Origin of the sequence: Vibrio anguillarum (genome assembly GCF_003390515.1) — a bacterium.
Classification (GTDB): Bacteria; Pseudomonadota; Gammaproteobacteria; order Enterobacterales; family Vibrionaceae; genus Vibrio; species Vibrio anguillarum.
Genome location: NZ_CP031479.1, coordinates 1,211,431 through 1,228,141, shown reverse-complemented (window position 1 = coordinate 1,228,141; position 16,711 = coordinate 1,211,431). Strand labels below are relative to the sequence as shown.

At 47.3% G+C, this 16,711-nt stretch carries 17 protein-coding genes; 12 read left to right on the top strand and 5 right to left on the bottom strand.

All coding sequences use genetic code 11. The features are described 5' to 3' along the window. Nucleotide 1 precedes the first annotated feature (1 nt). Genes DD616_RS09790 through DD616_RS09740 form a run of 11 tightly spaced genes read left to right on the top strand, consistent with a single transcriptional unit; the run spans nucleotide 2 to nucleotide 11,238 of the window. Nucleotides 2–370, top strand: a complete 369-nt coding sequence (locus tag DD616_RS09790; RefSeq protein ID WP_208872233.1) for an ApeI family dehydratase — start codon at nucleotides 2–4, stop codon at nucleotides 368–370. Then, entirely contained in the window at nucleotides 354–2,084 is a 1,731-nt protein-coding gene (locus DD616_RS09785; RefSeq protein ID WP_208872232.1) for a glycosyltransferase family 2 protein, read from the top strand. The genes DD616_RS09790 and DD616_RS09785 overlap by 17 nt, the downstream gene beginning before the upstream one ends. Beyond that, complete coding sequence (locus tag DD616_RS09780) at nucleotides 2,065–3,609, top strand: HAL/PAL/TAL family ammonia-lyase (RefSeq protein WP_208872231.1); 1,545 nt, start codon at nucleotides 2,065–2,067, stop codon at nucleotides 3,607–3,609. The genes DD616_RS09785 and DD616_RS09780 overlap by 20 nt, the downstream gene beginning before the upstream one ends. Before the next feature lie 8 nt (nucleotides 3,610–3,617). Further along, on the top strand, nucleotides 3,618–4,058 hold the full coding sequence (locus tag DD616_RS09775; RefSeq protein WP_017045142.1) for an acyl-CoA thioesterase: 441 nt from the start codon (nucleotides 3,618–3,620) through the stop codon (nucleotides 4,056–4,058). Then, the gene (locus tag DD616_RS09770) at nucleotides 4,055–4,666 is read left to right on the top strand and encodes a LolA family protein (protein ID WP_208872229.1); all 612 of its coding nucleotides are present in this window, start codon (nucleotides 4,055–4,057) and stop codon (nucleotides 4,664–4,666) included. The genes DD616_RS09775 and DD616_RS09770 overlap by 4 nt, the downstream gene beginning before the upstream one ends. Continuing rightward, nucleotides 4,638–6,986, top strand: a complete 2,349-nt coding sequence (locus DD616_RS09765) for an MMPL family transporter (protein ID WP_208872227.1) — start codon at nucleotides 4,638–4,640, stop codon at nucleotides 6,984–6,986. Before DD616_RS09770 ends, DD616_RS09765 begins: the two co-directional genes overlap by 29 nt. Then, nucleotides 6,983–7,603 carry a DUF3261 domain-containing protein gene (locus DD616_RS09760; protein WP_017045139.1) on the top strand — a complete coding sequence of 207 codons (621 nt, stop codon included), beginning with the start codon at nucleotides 6,983–6,985 and terminating at the stop codon, nucleotides 7,601–7,603. Before DD616_RS09765 ends, DD616_RS09760 begins: the two co-directional genes overlap by 4 nt. A gap of 9 nt (nucleotides 7,604–7,612) precedes the next feature. Next, nucleotides 7,613–8,848, top strand: coding sequence for a beta-ketoacyl-[acyl-carrier-protein] synthase family protein (locus tag DD616_RS09755; RefSeq protein WP_208872226.1), 1,236 nt, complete (start codon nucleotides 7,613–7,615; stop codon nucleotides 8,846–8,848). Then, nucleotides 8,826–9,290 (top strand): hotdog family protein, encoded by a 465-nt coding sequence (locus DD616_RS09750; RefSeq protein WP_170888735.1) that lies wholly within the window; start codon nucleotides 8,826–8,828, stop codon nucleotides 9,288–9,290. The genes DD616_RS09755 and DD616_RS09750 overlap by 23 nt, the downstream gene beginning before the upstream one ends. After that, the gene (locus DD616_RS09745; RefSeq protein WP_017045136.1) at nucleotides 9,287–10,012 is read left to right on the top strand and encodes a 3-ketoacyl-ACP reductase FabG2; all 726 of its coding nucleotides are present in this window, start codon (nucleotides 9,287–9,289) and stop codon (nucleotides 10,010–10,012) included. Before DD616_RS09750 ends, DD616_RS09745 begins: the two co-directional genes overlap by 4 nt. After that, nucleotides 10,009–11,238, top strand: coding sequence for a beta-ketoacyl-ACP synthase (locus tag DD616_RS09740; protein ID WP_208872224.1), 1,230 nt, complete (start codon nucleotides 10,009–10,011; stop codon nucleotides 11,236–11,238). The genes DD616_RS09745 and DD616_RS09740 overlap by 4 nt, the downstream gene beginning before the upstream one ends. Before the next feature lie 103 nt (nucleotides 11,239–11,341). On the opposite strand, the gene DD616_RS09735 is transcribed toward DD616_RS09740, so the two are convergent. Then, entirely contained in the window at nucleotides 11,342–11,725 is a 384-nt protein-coding gene (locus DD616_RS09735) for a DMT family protein (RefSeq protein ID WP_208872222.1), read from the bottom strand. A 235-nt stretch (nucleotides 11,726–11,960) separates the two neighbouring features. Next, complete coding sequence (locus DD616_RS09730) at nucleotides 11,961–12,479, bottom strand: cysteine hydrolase family protein (RefSeq protein WP_105976590.1); 519 nt, start codon at nucleotides 12,477–12,479, stop codon at nucleotides 11,961–11,963. 117 nt (nucleotides 12,480–12,596) lie between these two features. Between DD616_RS09730 and DD616_RS09725 the strand changes: the two genes are divergently transcribed. Continuing rightward, complete coding sequence (locus DD616_RS09725; RefSeq protein WP_208872220.1) at nucleotides 12,597–13,511, top strand: GlxA family transcriptional regulator; 915 nt, start codon at nucleotides 12,597–12,599, stop codon at nucleotides 13,509–13,511. Between the two features lie 149 nt (nucleotides 13,512–13,660). On the opposite strand, the gene DD616_RS09720 is transcribed toward DD616_RS09725, so the two are convergent. The 3 genes from DD616_RS09720 to DD616_RS09710 form a co-directional block, all read right to left on the bottom strand. Next, on the bottom strand, nucleotides 13,661–14,524 hold the full coding sequence (locus DD616_RS09720) for a DMT family transporter (RefSeq protein ID WP_017047050.1): 864 nt from the start codon (nucleotides 14,522–14,524) through the stop codon (nucleotides 13,661–13,663). A 159-nt stretch (nucleotides 14,525–14,683) separates the two neighbouring features. Next, the gene (locus DD616_RS09715; protein ID WP_017047051.1) at nucleotides 14,684–15,292 is read right to left on the bottom strand and encodes a bifunctional 4-hydroxy-2-oxoglutarate aldolase/2-dehydro-3-deoxy-phosphogluconate aldolase; all 609 of its coding nucleotides are present in this window, start codon (nucleotides 15,290–15,292) and stop codon (nucleotides 14,684–14,686) included. Between the two features lie 26 nt (nucleotides 15,293–15,318). After that, nucleotides 15,319–16,695, bottom strand: a complete 1,377-nt coding sequence (locus DD616_RS09710; RefSeq protein WP_026027816.1) for a GntP family permease — start codon at nucleotides 16,693–16,695, stop codon at nucleotides 15,319–15,321. Nucleotides 16,696–16,711: the final 16 nt, after the last annotated feature.

Genomic DNA, 16,711 nt, shown 5'->3' with positions numbered 1-16,711 from the left:
TATGGCCAAAAGAACACCCACATTATTATGTGCTGAAACTCAGCCTCACACGGTGAATTTGACGCTGCGCGTTGACGCCGACATTATTGATTTTTCAGGACACTTTGAGCATTTCCCATTGCTGCCAGGCGTTACCCAAATCGATTGGACACTGCGCTATGCACGAGAATACTTATCTGTACCCACAAGCTTTCAAGGTATGGAAGTGATCAAATTCCAAGAACCTATCTTGCCAGACATGACCGTTCAACTGGCATTAAGTTGGGATGAGGAAAAACAGAAACTCGCGTTTAGTTATAGTTCACAGCGTGAGGGTTTAAACATCATTCACTCATCAGGAAAAATGAAGTTGGGTGAAATCTGTGGCTGATTATCAAGCTTGTTTTTTAATTCCGTGCTACAACCACGGCAGCACAGTAGCAGAAGTTGTCTCATCACTCAGCGCATTTGAACTTCCCATTTTACTGGTTGATGATGGCAGCAATCAGCAAACAAAACAGGCGTTGAGCAACGTCGTCCAGCAAACACATGTTCACCTCATTACCCTAGAACAAAACCAAGGAAAAGGTGGCGCGGTAATGGCTGGCATTCGCCAAGCGCAGCAGTTGGGGTTTAGCCACGTCATCCAAATTGATGCCGATGGCCAACATGATTTACAAGCGCTGCCTAAATTACTGGCCGCGTCAAAGCAACATCCAAACCACCTAATTTCTGGTCAGCCGATTTACGATGACAGCGTACCCAAAGCGCGTTTATATGGCCGTTACGCAACGCATATTTGGGTTTGGATTGAAACGCTATCCTTTACGATCAAAGACAGTATGTGTGGTTTTCGCGCGTATCCTGTAGACCTCACCGTTGAGGTGCTCAATAACCATAAGATCGGCACGCGCATGGATTTCGATATCGAAATCTTAGTTCGCATGTATTGGCACGGGGTCGATATCGATTTTGTGGAAACTCGCGTCATTTATCCTGAAGGAGGCGTCTCTCATTTTGATGCTCTGTGGGATAACGTCAAAATCAGTTGGATGCACAGCAAATTATTTTTTGGCATGTTACCGCGTATCCCTCAACTGCTGAAACGCAACCAAAGCAGGCACAACAAAAGTGGTGCAGAGCCAAACCCGCACTGGTCAAAGCGTCAAGAACGAGGAACGGTTCTGGGTATTAAAGCGTTACTGGCGGTATATAGCCTACTCGGGCGGCCAATTTTTAACCTGATGCTGAAACTTGTAATGGGCTATTACTACCTTACTGGAAAACAAGCTCGCCAAGCCTCTGAACAATATTTACAGCACTTACAAAGTTACGCAAACCGTCGCCAAATCACGCTGCCAAATCATCTCTCTAGCTATAACCATCTGCTCTCTTTTGGCCACACTATGCTGGATAAATTGGCGGCATGGAAAGGCGATTTTTCGGTAAAAAACTTGACCATCCATGGTCAAGAATCGTTCCAAGCCCTAGTAGAACGTAAACAAGGAGTGCTTCTTTTAGGATCTCATCTTGGAAATATTGAACTGTGCCGCGCTCTGGGACGTCGGCATTCTCATATTAAGATCAATGCGTTAGTCTTCACCGAGCACGCCGAACGCTTCAATGCGGTAATGAAAGCGATCAATCCCAACTCAGAACTGAACCTCATTCAAGTGAGCCGTTTGGGCCCTGATACCGCTATTTTGCTTCAACAGAAAATAGAGCAAGGAGAATGGGTGGTGATCGTCGGAGATAGAACGTCCACCAGCAAAGAGACCCGAGCCGTATGGGCCGATTTTTTAGGCCAACCCGCACCGTTTCCACAAGGCCCTTTTATGTTGGCCTCGGTGTTGAAAGCTCCCGTCTACCTTTTGTTTGGCTTAAGAGATGAACGTTCTAAAACTCCACATTTTAACGTCTATTTCGAGCACTTTAGCGACAACATAGATTTACCGAGAAAAGAGCGACAAGCGGCGCTAGCGCAGGTAGTACAACGCTACGCTGATCGGCTGGAACATTACACACTGCAAGCTCCACTGCAGTGGTATAACTTTTTCAACTTTTGGACTCTAAGTAAACAGCAGCATGATGATTCAGACAGATAACCGCATAACTTTTGGCGTCGATCGCCTCACCATTGAAGATGTTGTCGCGATTTCGCAAGGCGCGCAGGCCAGCCTCAATTCTTCAGCGGAATTCACCGCTAAAATTGATCGCGGCGTCGCTTTTCTAGAACGACTTTTAAAAGAAGAAGGCGTGATTTACGGCGTAACCACCGGCTATGGTGATTCATGTACCGTTGCCATTCCGCCGAATCTAGTAGACCAATTACCACTGCATTTGACTCGCTTTCACGGCTGTGGCTTAGGCGAGGTATTAAGCCATCAGCAATCTCGCGCAGTATTAGCAACACGCTTGTGTTCACTAGCGCAAGGTGTCTCTGGTGTGAGCCATGAACTGCTTAACCAAATCATCACCTTGATCAACCACGATATCGCCCCTCGTATTCCACAAGAAGGTTCGGTCGGGGCAAGCGGCGATTTAACGCCACTCTCCTACCTCGCGGCCACACTGATTGGTGAGCGCGACGTGCTTTATAAAGGTGAGATGCGCCCAACTCAAGATGTGTTTAACGAACTAGGTATTCGCCCGATCAAGCTAAAACCAAAAGAGGGATTAGCGCTGATGAACGGCACATCAGTCATGACTGCTTTGGCCTGTTTAGCCTATAAACGCGCCGAGTATTTAACTCAACTCTGCACCAAAATTACCGCCATGGTGTCTGTCGGTATTCAGGGTAACGACTTCCATTTTGATGCCGCACTATTTGCCGTCAAGCCGCATCCTGGTCAGCAACAAATCGCAGCATGGCTACGCGATGACTTACAAGCAGAGCGCCCACCTCGCAACAGTGATCGCCTGCAAGATCGCTATTCATTGCGCTGCGCACCCCATGTGATTGGCACCGTACAAGATGCACTGCCGTGGCTACGTCAACTGATTGAAAATGAGCTCAACAGTGCCAACGACAACCCCATCATCGATGGCGATAATGAACGCGTACTGCACGGCGGTCATTTTTACGGCGGCCACATTGCCATGGCAATGGATACCTTAAAAACACAGGTTGCTAACCTAGCCGATTTGCTCGATCGCCAAATGGCGCAATTGATGGATTACAAATTCAACAACGGTTTGCCTTTTAACTTAACTGGCGCAGAAGGTGAAAGAAAACCGATCAACCACGGCTTTAAAGCCGTGCAGATTGGCATTTCAGCGTGGACGGCCGAAGCCTTGAAACATACCATGCCTGCCAGCGTTTTTTCACGTTCGACTGAGTGTCACAATCAAGACAAAGTCAGCATGGGAACCATTGCCGCGCGTGATTGTCTACGTGTGCTTGAACTGACAGAACAAGTGGCGGCCGCCTCGCTGTTGGCAGCGACCCAAGCAATAGAATTGCGCAAACGTCATCATGAGCTGGATGAGCAACACATGAGTCACAATATCAAGCAGATGCGCTTAGCCGTGTTACAAGAGTTTGACTTTGTGGTGGAAGATCGTCCGCTAGAACATGATTTGCGCCACTTTATTAGCCGCATTCAACAACGCCACTGGACACTTTACTAGGAAGCGCGATGAGCGATGTACTTCATCCATTGGAAAGTGAGGTGACTTTAGTCACCTCGTTTCAAGATGCCGACCCAATGGGCGTTATCTACCACGGCAATTATTTTCGTTTTTTTGAAGAAGCACGCCGCGTGCTGATGGAAAAAATTGATTATAGCTATCACGCGATGACTCAGTCGGGCTACCTATGGCCAGTGATTGATACCCACGTGAAGTACGTGAAAGCGATCCCGTTCAACCATACGATTCGTATCAAAGCGACCTTGACAGAATGGGAAAATCGCTTGCGTGTTGACTACATGATTTTTGATAGCCAGACCGGGCAACGAATGTGTAAAGCGCACACCACTCAAGTAGCGGTTCGCATCGACACGCAAGAGATGTGTTTCGCTTCCCCAACGCTATTTACCGACAAAGTGCAGCACTGGCATACCTATGGGAAATTATGATGCGCCGTTTTCTCTGGCTAACTTTAGCTCTATTCTCGCCCCTACTCTGGGCACAAGTGACCGACCTTGCCTCACTGCAAGCGCAGTTGGCGAAACACCAGATCGTACGCGGAGAGTTTACTCAACTCCGCCATATTGAGATGTTCGAACAACCACTGTCGTCAGCCGGGAAATTCTTGCTTGATAAACAAAATGGCTTACTTTGGCAACAATACTCACCATTTCCAGTTAATTTGGTGCTAACTCAAGACAAGCTTCGCCAAACTTTTGCTAACCAACCACCACAGGTGATTACCGAAAAAGAGAACCCAATGGCGTTTTATTTCAGCCATCTCTTTTTGTCGGTATTTTATGGTGACACGCAGCAATTGAATGAACAATTTACGATGACGCTGCACAGCGAAGATGGCCAGTGGCAGCTAAATTTAACGCCGAGAAATGCGCCACTGAGCTCGGTGTTTACCTCGATAACATTAACGGGGCGAGATGACATTGATGGTTTGATCCTGCAAGAAGTGCGAGGCGACAAAACCGAGATTCAGTTTACTAACCAAAACCACCAGCCAGAGCGTTTAACCCATGCTGAGCAAGCACAGTTTAACTTCTAAATCGAACCGGCTGGCATTGTTCTGGTTGGCTTTTGTGACCCTTTGTCTTGGCTTACTACTCAAGCAGTGGGTCTTTTCAGCAGCCTCACCGATCGAGACAGATATCCTTAAGCTACTGCCGGTCAACCAGCAAAGTGTGCTCGCCGAGCAAGCGTTTGAAAAAGTCACTGCCAGTATGAGCGATAAGGTGGTCTTTATTGTCACTGCGCCCAATGAGGCTGACCGGCTCAAATCCGTTACAGCGCTAGAAAGCGAGCTCAAGCAGAGTGGCTATTTCAAGGATGTGGTTGGGAAAATCGATGCCATTCAACAGAGCGCTTGGGCCAGTTACTACTTTCAACATCGAGCACAACTGCTCACCAACGAGCAACGCAGTCAGCTCAGTCAACATCCCGAACAACAAGTGCAAGCGGTGGTGCAAGCCCTATATAACCCTTTTTCTGGGGTAACAGGGCAAGAGCTCAGTCACGACCCTTTTCTGCTATTTCGCGACTACTTAGCACAACTTAGCCAGCTATCGTCTCATTTTCGTTTGCAAGATGGATACTTAACCCGCGAGTATCAAGGCCAAAAATACGTGCTGATCACCGCGCAGCTCAACGACTCACCATACAGTTTCAAAGCGCAACAAGTGGTGCCCGATATTGCTCAATGGCAACAACGCATCAAGCAACAATTTAGTACGGACATTTATCACACTGGTGTTTTATTTTACGCCGATTTTGGTACTCAAAGTGCCAAGTCAGAAATCAGCACTATTGGCCTTTTCTCATTACTCGGCATTGTGCTGTTGGTGATGCTGGTTTTTCGCAGTGCCATGCCTTTACTGTTGGCACTGCTCTCGGTATCCGTTGGGTTAGTGGTTGCCATGGTGATCACCACCGCGTTTTTTGGTCAGCTCCATCTGTTTAGCTTAGTGTTTGGGGCCAGCCTGATTGGCGTTTCAATCGACTACGCCTTTCACTACCTGACCGATCGCCTTGCCGCAAATGAACAATGGGACAGCGTGCAAGGACTAAAGCATATTCTGACGGCCATTACCTTAGGGTTAATCACCAGTTTAATTGGCTATCTCGGTCTACTGGTCGCCCCTTTCCCCGGCTTACAACAGCTAGCGCTATTTTCCGCCTTAGGTCTCGTTGCCGCTTACGCGACGGTCGTGGCTTGGTATCCGATTTTGGCCAAAAAACCAAGTCCATCGAGAACGCTTCCCGGCATCACTTATTGGTCCTTATGGTTTGCGCTTTGGCAAAAGCCATGGGTTAAATGGGGCCTACCCACGGCGTTATTGATCATCAGCAGTCTTGCCCTGACGCAAGTGCACTACAACGATGACATTCGACAATTGCAAGCCATGCCTAGCGACTTGAAACAGCAAGAGCTGCAAATCAGCGCCTTGACTGGTATTCAATCATCACAGCAAATGTTGGTCGTCAGTGCCAACGATGATGAAGCATTAATGCAGCAGTTAGAAAAATTAGATACGCAATTTTCACAATGGCAACAACAAGGCGTACTTTCTGGCTACCAAAGTTTAAGCCAAAACATCAGCTCGCTTAAGCGTCAGCAAGAAAACTACGCACTGGTTGAAGCACTGTACGCAAACCAAGGCGCAGTACTGGCTCACACGCTGAAACTATCTTCGGCTCCTAAACTGGAAGCGTCATTTTTACCCATGACACTGGCGCATTATTTAGCCCATGATGTTTCCCAGCCGCTGCGCTTTCTTTATTTAGGTGAAGTTGAGCAAAAAGTGGCGGCGGTAGTGCTGTTGAAAGAGGTTCACCAAGCAGCAGTAATTAAGCAGTTTGCGGCGCAAAATAGCGACTACGCCTATTTGAATAAAACCGAAGAGATCTCGACCCTGTTTGGGCAGTATCGCCTTAAAGTGATGGAGTTAATTGCGCTGGCTCTGACCTTGATCAGCGCTCTCACTATTTGGCGCTACGGCGTGAAACACAGCATTCGCATTATGTTACCTTCCCTGATTGCTTGCATCGCTGGGTTAGCCGTCACCGTCGCAACAGGCTCTACGCTCAATTTATTCAATCTATTAGCGCTGGTATTAGTGATAGGTATCGGTATTGATTACACGCTCTTTTTTGCCGAACAAGCCCGCAGTCACAGTACCTTGCTTGCCATAACCCTTTCGGCACTAACGACTTTGCTCTCGTTTGGTCTGCTTGCTCTTAGCCAAACTCACGCCATCCACAGTTTTGGTTTGACGGTACTGAGCGGCATTTTCGTTGCTTGGTTGCTTTCACCAATGGCGATCAAATCACAACCTGCCGCCATGAAAGCGCATGAGGAAAAACTATGATGATGAGAATACGCCGTGCGCTGCCCTTGCTGTTACTGATGTTGTCTGGCTGCTCTTTAGTGCCAAACCAAGCCTCCACACAGGTAGAAATTAGCCCCAACACATTCGTTACTCTGCCCAAACCTGCGCAACTTGGGTACCAAGTCACGGCAAGTCAGTTGATCAGCGCCCATTGGCAAGATGATAACGGCCAGCACAACCAACAGCTTCCGGTCCAGTTGCAGGTGACCGATGACAAGATTGTGCTGGCAGGGTTTTCATCTTGGGGAACGAGGATTTTATCGCTCAATTATCAGCAAGATACTATTGAGACCAGCGTGCTCAATGGCTTGGAAAACACCTTGCCGAAGCCCGAACAGATACTCTTTAACCTGATGATCACGCTCTGGCCGCGAAATGCTTGGGAAGCCTCGTTAAATAAGGTAAAGTGGCAAATCATTGATGATGAGAATAGACGAACACTCATCAATGAACTGGGTGAAACAGTGATTGTTATTGATTATCAACATCCCTTCTCGATGAAGGGCGATATTCGCTTCCACAATCAATTATTGAATTACACCATTACGATTACAACGCTCAGTGCCCAGCACCCTTTGCCGCCCACACAACCGTAGATAGCTATCATGAACTCATCCACGACTTCTCCTATTGATTCTCGCTCACCTATTTATGTCCAAGACTGCGGTTTTCACTGCGCGATGGGGAGTGACTCGTCGCACATTCACCAAAGTTTAGCGCAGGGCTATTGTGACAACATGGTGGCTGACGGCACGTCGCTCAATACTGGCACCGCAACCATCGTAGGCCGAGTGAGTGAGCCACTACCAGAAATCCCAGCACATCTAAGTGCGTTCAATACGCGTAACAACCAACTGGCTTTATCGGCACTGCAACAAATCGAACCAAGTGTCCGCCACGCGATTGCCACCTATGGTGCAGATCGCATCGCAGTGGTGGTTGGCACGAGCACGTCCGGCATTGCTGATGGCGAAATCGCACTCGCCCACAAGTTAGAGCAGGGCGAATTCCCAAGCGACTACCACTACTACAAACAGGAATTAGGCAATTGCAGTGATTTTATCGCTCGCTATTTTGCAATAAGCGGCCCCTGCTACGCCATTTCGACCGCCTGTTCGTCCAGTGGCCGCATCTTTATCACCGCCAAAAGAATGCTTAATGCTGGGTTGGTTGATGCGGTGATTGTCGGTGGTGCCGACACTTTGTGCCGCTTAACACTCAATGGTTTTAACGGTTTAGAAGCGCTGTCTCAACGTTTGTGTAAACCGTTTGATGCACAGCGAGATGGCATCAACATTGGTGAATCTGCCGCTTTTATGCTGCTGGGTAAAACGCCGTCTCAGCAACACGCTCACGCCATTGCGCTATTGGGTGCTGGCGACAGTTCCGATGCACACCATATTTCTGCGCCCCACCCAGATGGAAACGGTGCAGAACAAGCGATGCGTAACGCGCTGCAAGATGCCAAATTAACCGCCAGTGATATCGGCTATATCAACGCTCACGGCACCGCAACACCGCTCAATGACAGCATGGAAAGTAAAGCGATTTCCCGCGTTTTTGGCCAGCACGTTGCGGTGAGTTCAACCAAACCACTCACTGGACACACGCTCGGCGCGGCCAGTGCAACCGAAGCCGCCATTGCTTGGCACATACTGCAATACCAATTGCCTTTGCCCATTCAGCGCTGTGCTAACAAAGCGCCAGACATCGATATTACGCTAGTGGAAACCACTCAATATTTAGAAAACAAGGCCATTTTAAGCAACTCCTTTGCTTTTGGTGGCAACAATATTAGCCTCATTTTTGGTTACGTTAATGACAAAGCTTCCTGCAATTGATCAACTGCTGCCTCATCAAGCGCCGATGATTTTGATCGACCGCGCGCTTGAGGTACAGAGCGAATCTATCCACTGCCAAGTGGATATTGAATCGCACCACCTGTTTTTTGACCCGGCGACACAAAGCATACCGGCCTATGTCGGTATCGAGTTTATGGCACAAGCCATTGCCGCGTGGTCTGGGTATCACTCACTTGTCCAAGGCATTCAACCGCCGATTGGCTTTCTGCTCGGCAGTCGCCGTTATCGAGCACTGTGCGATGCATTCCTGACAGGGCAAACGCTCGATATCTACGCTGAACAGCTAATGCAAGACAATGGCATGGCCGTGTTTAAGGCAAGAATCGAGCACCAACACCAGCTTTTGGCCGAATGCCAATTAAATGTGTATGTGCCATCAGAACAAAAATTAGAAGAAATGAAAATGAGGAGTCAAGCATGACCCGACACGTATTAGTGACTGGTGCGAGTAAAGGCATAGGCAAAGCGATTGCGATTGCGCTCGCCAAAGATGGTTTTGCCATTGCCGTCCATTACATGGGCGACCAGCAAGGTGCCCTGCAAACACTAGCGACCATCGAGCAAAACGGTGGTTCAGGCCGACTGATTCAATTTGACATCAGCAACCGAGCTCAGTGTCGCGAAGTATTAGAAGCCGATATTGCTCTGCATGGCGCTTATTACGGCGTGGTCAATAACGCGGGCATTACTCGTGACACGGCGTTTCCCGCCATGACAGAACAAGAATGGGATGGTGTAATTCACACCAATTTAGACAGCTTTTATAACGTCCTCCACCCTTGTGTGATGCCAATGGTGCAAAAACGCCAAGGTGGGCGCATTGTGACTTTAGCATCGGTGTCGGGCATCACAGGCAACCGGGGCCAAACCAATTACAGCGCCGCTAAAGCTGGCGTGATTGGCGCGACCAAATCGCTCGCGCTTGAACTGGCTAAGCGCAAAATCACCGTCAACTGCGTTGCTCCGGGTTTAATCGATACAGGCATGGTGGATGAGCACGTCAAAGAGCACGCACTGCCACAAGTTCCTTTACGCCGCATGGGTGAACCCGAAGAAGTCGCAGGTCTTGTGAGCTATTTAATGTCTGATATTGCTGCTTATGTCACTCGCCAAGTTATCTCGGTTAATGGAGGCTTAGTATGACCCGCCGCGTTGTCGTTACAGGCATGTCCGGCGTGACTGCTTTTGGTAATGACTGGTCCAGTATTGAGCCAAAACTCAGAGCTTGTGAAAATGCCACTCAATATATGCCTTCCTATGAGCAGTATGAGGGTTTAAACACTAAACTCGCCGCGCCAATAATGGGCTTTACACTGCCTAGCCACTACAAACGTAAGCAAGTCCGAGGTATGGGCCGCGTGTCACAACTGGCGACCGTTGCCACCGAAAATGCGCTGCTGCAAGCAGGCTTAATTGGTCATGAAGTGCTGACAAATGGCCAAACCGGTATCGCTTATGGTTCATCAACAGGCAGTACCGATGCCATCGGTGCGTTTGGTGTCATGCTCAACGAAAAAACCACTCGAGCCATTACCGCCACCACTTATGTACAGATGATGCCTCACACTGCAGCGGTGAACGTAGGTCTATTTTTCGGGCTCAAAGGCCGCGTCATTCCAACCAGTAGCGCCTGCACGTCTGGTAGCCAAGCCATCGGTTACGCGTACGAAGCGATCAAGCACGGCTACCAAACCGTAATGGTGGCGGGCGGTGGTGAAGAGCTCTGCCCTACCGAATCGGCCGTATTTGATACCTTATTTGCCACTAGCCTCAAAAACGACCAGCCAAAAACCACCCCCCGCCCGTATGATACTCAGCGTGATGGTTTAGTGATTGGTGAAGGTGCAGGAACTTTAGTGCTTGAAGAGTATCAACACGCCATCGCACGCGGTGCCGTCATTCACGCAGAAATCATCGGTTTTGCCAGCAACTGCGATGCCGCCCATGTCACTCAACCACAAATGGACACCATGCAAATCTGCATGGAGATGGCGCTGCGTGATGCCAAGTTAAGTGCAGATAAAATTGACTATGTTTCAGCTCACGGCACGGCGACCGACCGGGGTGATATAGCCGAAAGTCACGCCACCGCAAACGCGTTGGGTAAAGTGCCGATCAGCTCGTTGAAAAGTTATTTTGGTCACACATTGGGCGCATGTGGCGCGGTTGAAGCTTGGTTGGGTTTAGAAATGATGCGCAGCGGTTGGTTTAATCCAACCCTTAACCTAGATAACATCGACCCGCAATGTGGCGATCTTGATTACATTACAGGCACAGGACGTGAGCTGGATGTGCAATATATAATGAGCAATAACTTTGCTTTTGGTGGCATCAACACCTCGATTATTTTTAAGAAATTCAGCGAATAATCCCATAAAAAAGCCGTTGCCCACCCAACGGTTTTTTTTATGAGTTTATTTATCCGGCATTTGCCTCTTAAATATTGGTTGCCTGCCAAATACTCACCAGCAATCAGCCAATACTTTTCGCAAGTACTTCGAGGATTTGCGGTCTGAAAATAAAAAACACCGCGCCAAGCAAACAGAGCCCTGCCCACACAAAATCAAGCCTGAAAGGCTCTTTCATGTAGATCAATGCAAAAGGCACAAACACCGATAAGGTGATCACTTCTTGCAATATTTTCAATTGGCCAAGGTTTAATACCGTATAGCCAATCCGGTTAGCGGGTACTTGGAAGAGATATTCAAACAGGGCAATTCCCCAACTGACTAACGCTGCAATAATCCACGGTTTGTGGCTGAAATCTTTTAAGTGAGCGTACCAAGCAAAGGTCATAAATACGTTGCTGATCAACAAAAGCCCAATAGTCATCACGACGGGAGGAAGGGTGAACATTAAGACAAACTCCAAAATAAGCAAACACGAACTGAACTCACAAACGAGCGGAGTCTGCGCTCAACGTTTCCCTTCGCCAATATTATTGATGAGCGCTAAACTGCCTAAAATACGAACCAATTCAGCCAACATAACAACTGACTGAAATGGCTTGTGTTTCAAAGTTTTTAGGTAGAAAGCTTACGGGTAGATTATACCAGTGAATTCTCGATACATTTCTTGTGGCAGTTTACTTCTATAACACTTCAGAAAAAGCCAATAAAGGTACTCGAATTGATACCGCATTTAACGCTATGTTATGAATCATTCTATCTGTAGCCGTACAACAATCTCCAATAATGGAGACTTTATATTTTTCCGCTTTCTTTGATATTGCCGTATGCGTAACGCAATTCTGAGTCATCATTCCACAGATCAGCAACTCATCAACATCGAGCTTTCCTAGTGATTTTTCTAGATTAGTTTGATGAAAACCATCAGCGTGCTGTTTACAGATAATTTCAGCATCAGGGCATATTGACATTATTTCAGAGTGAATTCTCATACCGTCACTTCCTTCTTCAAAGAAAGGTGCCATTCCTTGAGGTGCAGAAGATATATGTTGAATAAGGAATACAGGAACATGCTGTGCGTTGGCTTTAGTAATGAGCTGTTTAATGTTGCTCAGGGTTTTATCTGTATTCCACAAAGGAAATTTTCCGTCAGGGAAATAGTCGTTTTGTATATCAATTACAAGCAATGCTTTTTTACCCATTTCCAAATCCTGTTTTTTTAAGTTTTGGCTCAGAAAAATTATGAGTAACTTGCTGCATTACTTTTAGAGGCTAAAATGACATTAAAGAGGTTAAAAACGACAAATTCAGAGATAGACATGTTAAAAATTACGATTGGAATTTGCGAGTATCCTTCAGTATTGAAGTCAGCTGTTTACGGTCTTGAAGAGATGTTTTTGCTTGCAAGCAGAGTTTGTTGGGAACAAAGGATTGAGGTCTTATTTGAACCAGTCATTATTTCGCATGATGAGCTTATAGAGGATAGCTTTACAGTTGTTTTGCTACCGCCTGCTTCAATAGATGATTACTACTTGGTCCCTGAAGCCAAACTTATTGAATGGCTTAGAAAGCAGTATTCCAAAGGTGCAGTTCTATCATCTGCTTGTGCGGGGGGATTTATTTTGGCCGCAACTAACTTAATTGGTAAAAGAGAAGTGACAACTCATTGGGCGTTAGCAGAAACATTTTCCAAAATGTTTCCTAGTATTACGCTTAATAGCAATAAGATATTGGTCGATCACGGTGACATAATTACGGCGGGCGGGATGATGTCGTGGCTAGATCTAGGGTTTGAGTTGATCGCCAAATATGCATCTCCAAGAGTTGTGCGTCAACTTGGTAAAACGCTGGTTATCGACACAGCGCAGAGAGCGCAGAGTTACTACCAACAATTCAATCCTTCGTTCTATCATGGTGATATGGCGATTGTTTCGGTCCAACAAATAATGCATCAGAGTTATGCTGAATCGTTGTCTATAAAGCAGTTAGCAAAGCAAGCAAACGTTACCGAACGTACGATGCAACGAAGATTTTTAAAGGCTACAGGTCATAACCCTAATCAGTATTTGCAGCGTCTTAGAATACAGAGTGCGTGTGACTACTTGGAAAGCACACAACATTCATTTGAGTGGATAGGAAATCAGGTTGGTTACGAGGATATCAGCGCGTGTCGAAAGGCCTTCATTAATATTGTGGGATTAACGCCGCGAGAGTTTAGAAAACGATTTTCTTGATTTTGTCTGAATCAAAAATTCCCCAAAATAATTTATCAGCCCCAATAATCATATTCTCCACGCTATCAACGCACACAATGACTACAGCCCAACCCACCTTAGCTCTAGAAACTATGCAGCAAAACCGTTTTGAAAGATTTGCGATGATTTCAGCGATGACGAAAATGGCCCATTCGATAGAAAAGAAGCGAACAGAGCAGCAAGCCGCAGCCGAAAATCTTATTCGCTGGCATCGATTCATCATAAATCAGCACGCTCAGAACCAGTGTCCAGATTGGCTCAAGCAGCATTAATATCGCCGCATTGGTGGGGTTGGCGTGCTTTTGACCTATGGTTTGCATCAAATACCGCAAACTGGTGGCGAGTAATACGCTCAGAGCAAGCCACTTCCATGTCATCAAACTTATTTGATCTGGCCATGACTCAAACAGTAAAGAGAGTAATACCCCAAGGCAGCCGCCAACAAACAGTTGTAATGTAGTGAGCAACATCGGCGGCAGATTAGCCGAAAAACGACTGTTAAAGTTAAAATGCAATGCCAGGCTAAAGGCCGCAGCCATAAACCACAGCTGGCTAGTCGCGACGACCCACTCCCCGTTCCACGACAGTAAAAAAAGCCCAATCAGTGCAATGGGTAGCGACAACCAAAATGCGCGCGCCGGTTTAGCGCCAAACAGCGGCCATGCTAATAACGGAACAAACAGCATAGAGAGGCTCATGATGAATGCGCCCTCGCCTAGCGTATCGCTAATGGAAATCGCGTGGATCCAGCAAAAAATCGAGCCACCTAGCAACACACCCACACTCATCGATTTCAAACAATCGTGCAGTGAGGCTTGGCGCAGCGCTTTGAGACAAAATGGCAGTAGGCACAGCGACGCTAAAAGAAAGCGCACACCAATAAAGCCAAAAGGTGGTAGGCCTTGAATGGCTTGTTTGGAAAACACCCAGCCCGCAGCAGCCAATAAGGTCGTGATAACTAAAATTAATTCTGCGCGTCGGTTTGCGTACATAGCTTGGCTTATCGTGAAATGAGTAGGAGAACGATTGTAACGAGATTTTTGATCGCGCGTTACTCTCGATTACTTTTATCGTTAATGGTCGGAGGTGCGCACGGAATAAAAAGACGGCCTACCGAAGCAAGCCGTTGTTCTTAAAGAAAATAGAAAGGGTTATAGCGCTTTCACCAATTCCGCAATTCCCTGCCAATCACCTTTATCCATCAGATCTGTCGGTACCATCCACGTACCGCCACACGCCACTACGGATTTAATCGACAAATAGTCTTGAACGTTACTTGGGCTAACGCCACCTGTTGGCATGAAATTGACCGGATAAACGGCCGTCAATGCTTTGAGCATCGCCACGCCACCTGAAGGCTCGGCTGGGAAGAATTTCAATGTGCGCAAACCCATTTCCATCGCTTGCTCAACCAAACTTGGGTTATTGACGCCCGGAACAATTGCCACATGACGCTGTTGGCAATATCTCACCGTGGTTGGGTTAAAACCGGGGCTGACTACAAAGTCCACGCCCGCTTCAATGGCTTGGTCTACTTGCGCCGTGGTCAGTACTGTCCCTGCGCCAATCAGCATCTCTGGGTAGGCGGCACGCATCAAACGAATCGATTCTGCAGCCGCTTCTGTTCTAAAGGTCACTTCCGCGCATGGCAACCCATTTTCAACCAATACTTTGGCCAAAGGGACCGCTTGGCTAGCATCATTAATCGCAATCACAGGGACGATTTTGATTTCTTTCAATCGTTGTTCAAGAGTTTTCATTTCATAACCTTATAGTAAAACGCTTTTTATAATAAGAAGCTTAGGACAGCGACAATCACAAACGCGATGCTACCAAGCAGTGTTTCCATCACAGTCCAAGTTTTGAGTGTGGTTTTCTCATCCATTTCCATCAAGCGAGAAACCAGCCAGAAGCCTGAGTCATTAAAGTGAGATAGTACCGTTGCACCACCAGCAATCGCAATCACGATAAAACATAAATCCAACTCACTCAAACCCGTGGTTTGTGCCACAATTGGCGCAATCAAAGCGGCGGTGGTGGTTAGTGCCACGGTGGCAGAGCCTTGCGCCACACGTAAGCAAGTTGCGATAACAAACGCCGCAACTATGATAGGCATGCCGGTATCGGATAACACGTCAGCCAATGCTTGGCCAATGCCACTGGCGCGCAACACACCACCAAACATGCCGCCCGCACCTGTCACAAGAATTACCGCACAGATAGGCGCTAACGAGTCACTGCACAGTTTTTCCAGCTTGTTCATTCCAAAATCTTTGGCAAACACCAGTAAACAAGTTAGCAGAGTCAGCAACAGGGCCACCGGGGTTTTACCCAACATGCGTAAGAATTCAACCAATGGCGCTTTACCGTCAATCACGCCTGCTACCGCAAGAGTATTAAGACCTGTATCCATAAAAATGAGCAGCACAGGCATCACTAAAATTGCTAATACCGTGGCAAATTTTGGCAATTTATTTTCATCAATAATTTGCTCGGTATTAAAAAACGCTTTGGAGAGTGGAATATCAAATTTCTTACCCGCATACAGGCCAAAGAGGTAAGCGCCAAAATACCAAGTAGGAATCGCGACCAAGATACCAACAATCAGCAACAGACCAAGATCAGCACCTAAAAGATCTGAAGCCGCAACCGGCCCAGGATGAGGCGGCACAAAAGCATGCATCACGGCAAAAGCACCAGCTGAAGGCAGCGCGTATTTCAATGGTGAGCCACCAAAGCGCTTCGCTACACTAAAGATGATCGGCATCATCACGATCAATCCCGCATCAAAGAAGATGGGAAAACCAAACAGTAATGAAGCAATACCCAGTGCAAACGGCGCTTTTTCTTCACCAAAGCGGCCTATCAAGGTATCGGCCAGCACTTTAGCACCGCCCGTCACTTCTAAAATTTTGCCAATCATCGCACCTAAACCGACCAGCAAAGCAACAGACGCTAGGGTTCCACCAAAACCAGACATCATAGTTGGGACCACTTTTTCCGCCGCAACGCCGGTGGCAATTGCAGTGCCGAGGCTGACTAAGGTTAATGAAGCGAAGGCGTGTATCTTCAACTTCATGATTAAAATCAGTAGTGCTGCAATCGCACATCCCGCGATTGCTAATAGGTAAGCAGGGTTACTGCTTTGAGTCATCAATTCCATGTTCTTCACCTTATAT

Coding starts and splice junctions, on each gene's coding strand:
- DD616_RS09715 (WP_017047051.1), bottom strand. CDS start 15,292: ATGAAAACTCTTGAACAACGATTGAAAGAAATCAAAATCGTCCCTGTG.
- DD616_RS09760 (WP_017045139.1), top strand. CDS start 6,983: ATGATGATGAGAATACGCCGTGCGCTGCCCTTGCTGTTACTGATGTTG.
- DD616_RS09775 (WP_017045142.1), top strand. CDS start 3,618: ATGAGCGATGTACTTCATCCATTGGAAAGTGAGGTGACTTTAGTCACC.
- DD616_RS09725 (WP_208872220.1), top strand. CDS start 12,597: ATGTTAAAAATTACGATTGGAATTTGCGAGTATCCTTCAGTATTGAAG.
- DD616_RS09720 (WP_017047050.1), bottom strand. CDS start 14,524: ATGTACGCAAACCGACGCGCAGAATTAATTTTAGTTATCACGACCTTA.
- DD616_RS09740 (WP_208872224.1), top strand. CDS start 10,009: ATGACCCGCCGCGTTGTCGTTACAGGCATGTCCGGCGTGACTGCTTTT.
- DD616_RS09755 (WP_208872226.1), top strand. CDS start 7,613: ATGAACTCATCCACGACTTCTCCTATTGATTCTCGCTCACCTATTTAT.
- DD616_RS09790 (WP_208872233.1), top strand. CDS start 2: ATGGCCAAAAGAACACCCACATTATTATGTGCTGAAACTCAGCCTCAC.
- DD616_RS09730 (WP_105976590.1), bottom strand. CDS start 12,479: ATGGGTAAAAAAGCATTGCTTGTAATTGATATACAAAACGACTATTTC.
- DD616_RS09745 (WP_017045136.1), top strand. CDS start 9,287: ATGACCCGACACGTATTAGTGACTGGTGCGAGTAAAGGCATAGGCAAA.
- DD616_RS09710 (WP_026027816.1), bottom strand. CDS start 16,695: ATGGAATTGATGACTCAAAGCAGTAACCCTGCTTACCTATTAGCAATC.
- DD616_RS09780 (WP_208872231.1), top strand. CDS start 2,065: ATGATGATTCAGACAGATAACCGCATAACTTTTGGCGTCGATCGCCTC.
- DD616_RS09750 (WP_170888735.1), top strand. CDS start 8,826: ATGACAAAGCTTCCTGCAATTGATCAACTGCTGCCTCATCAAGCGCCG.
- DD616_RS09735 (WP_208872222.1), bottom strand. CDS start 11,725: ATGTTCACCCTTCCTCCCGTCGTGATGACTATTGGGCTTTTGTTGATC.
- DD616_RS09765 (WP_208872227.1), top strand. CDS start 4,638: ATGCTGAGCAAGCACAGTTTAACTTCTAAATCGAACCGGCTGGCATTG.
- DD616_RS09770 (WP_208872229.1), top strand. CDS start 4,055: ATGATGCGCCGTTTTCTCTGGCTAACTTTAGCTCTATTCTCGCCCCTA.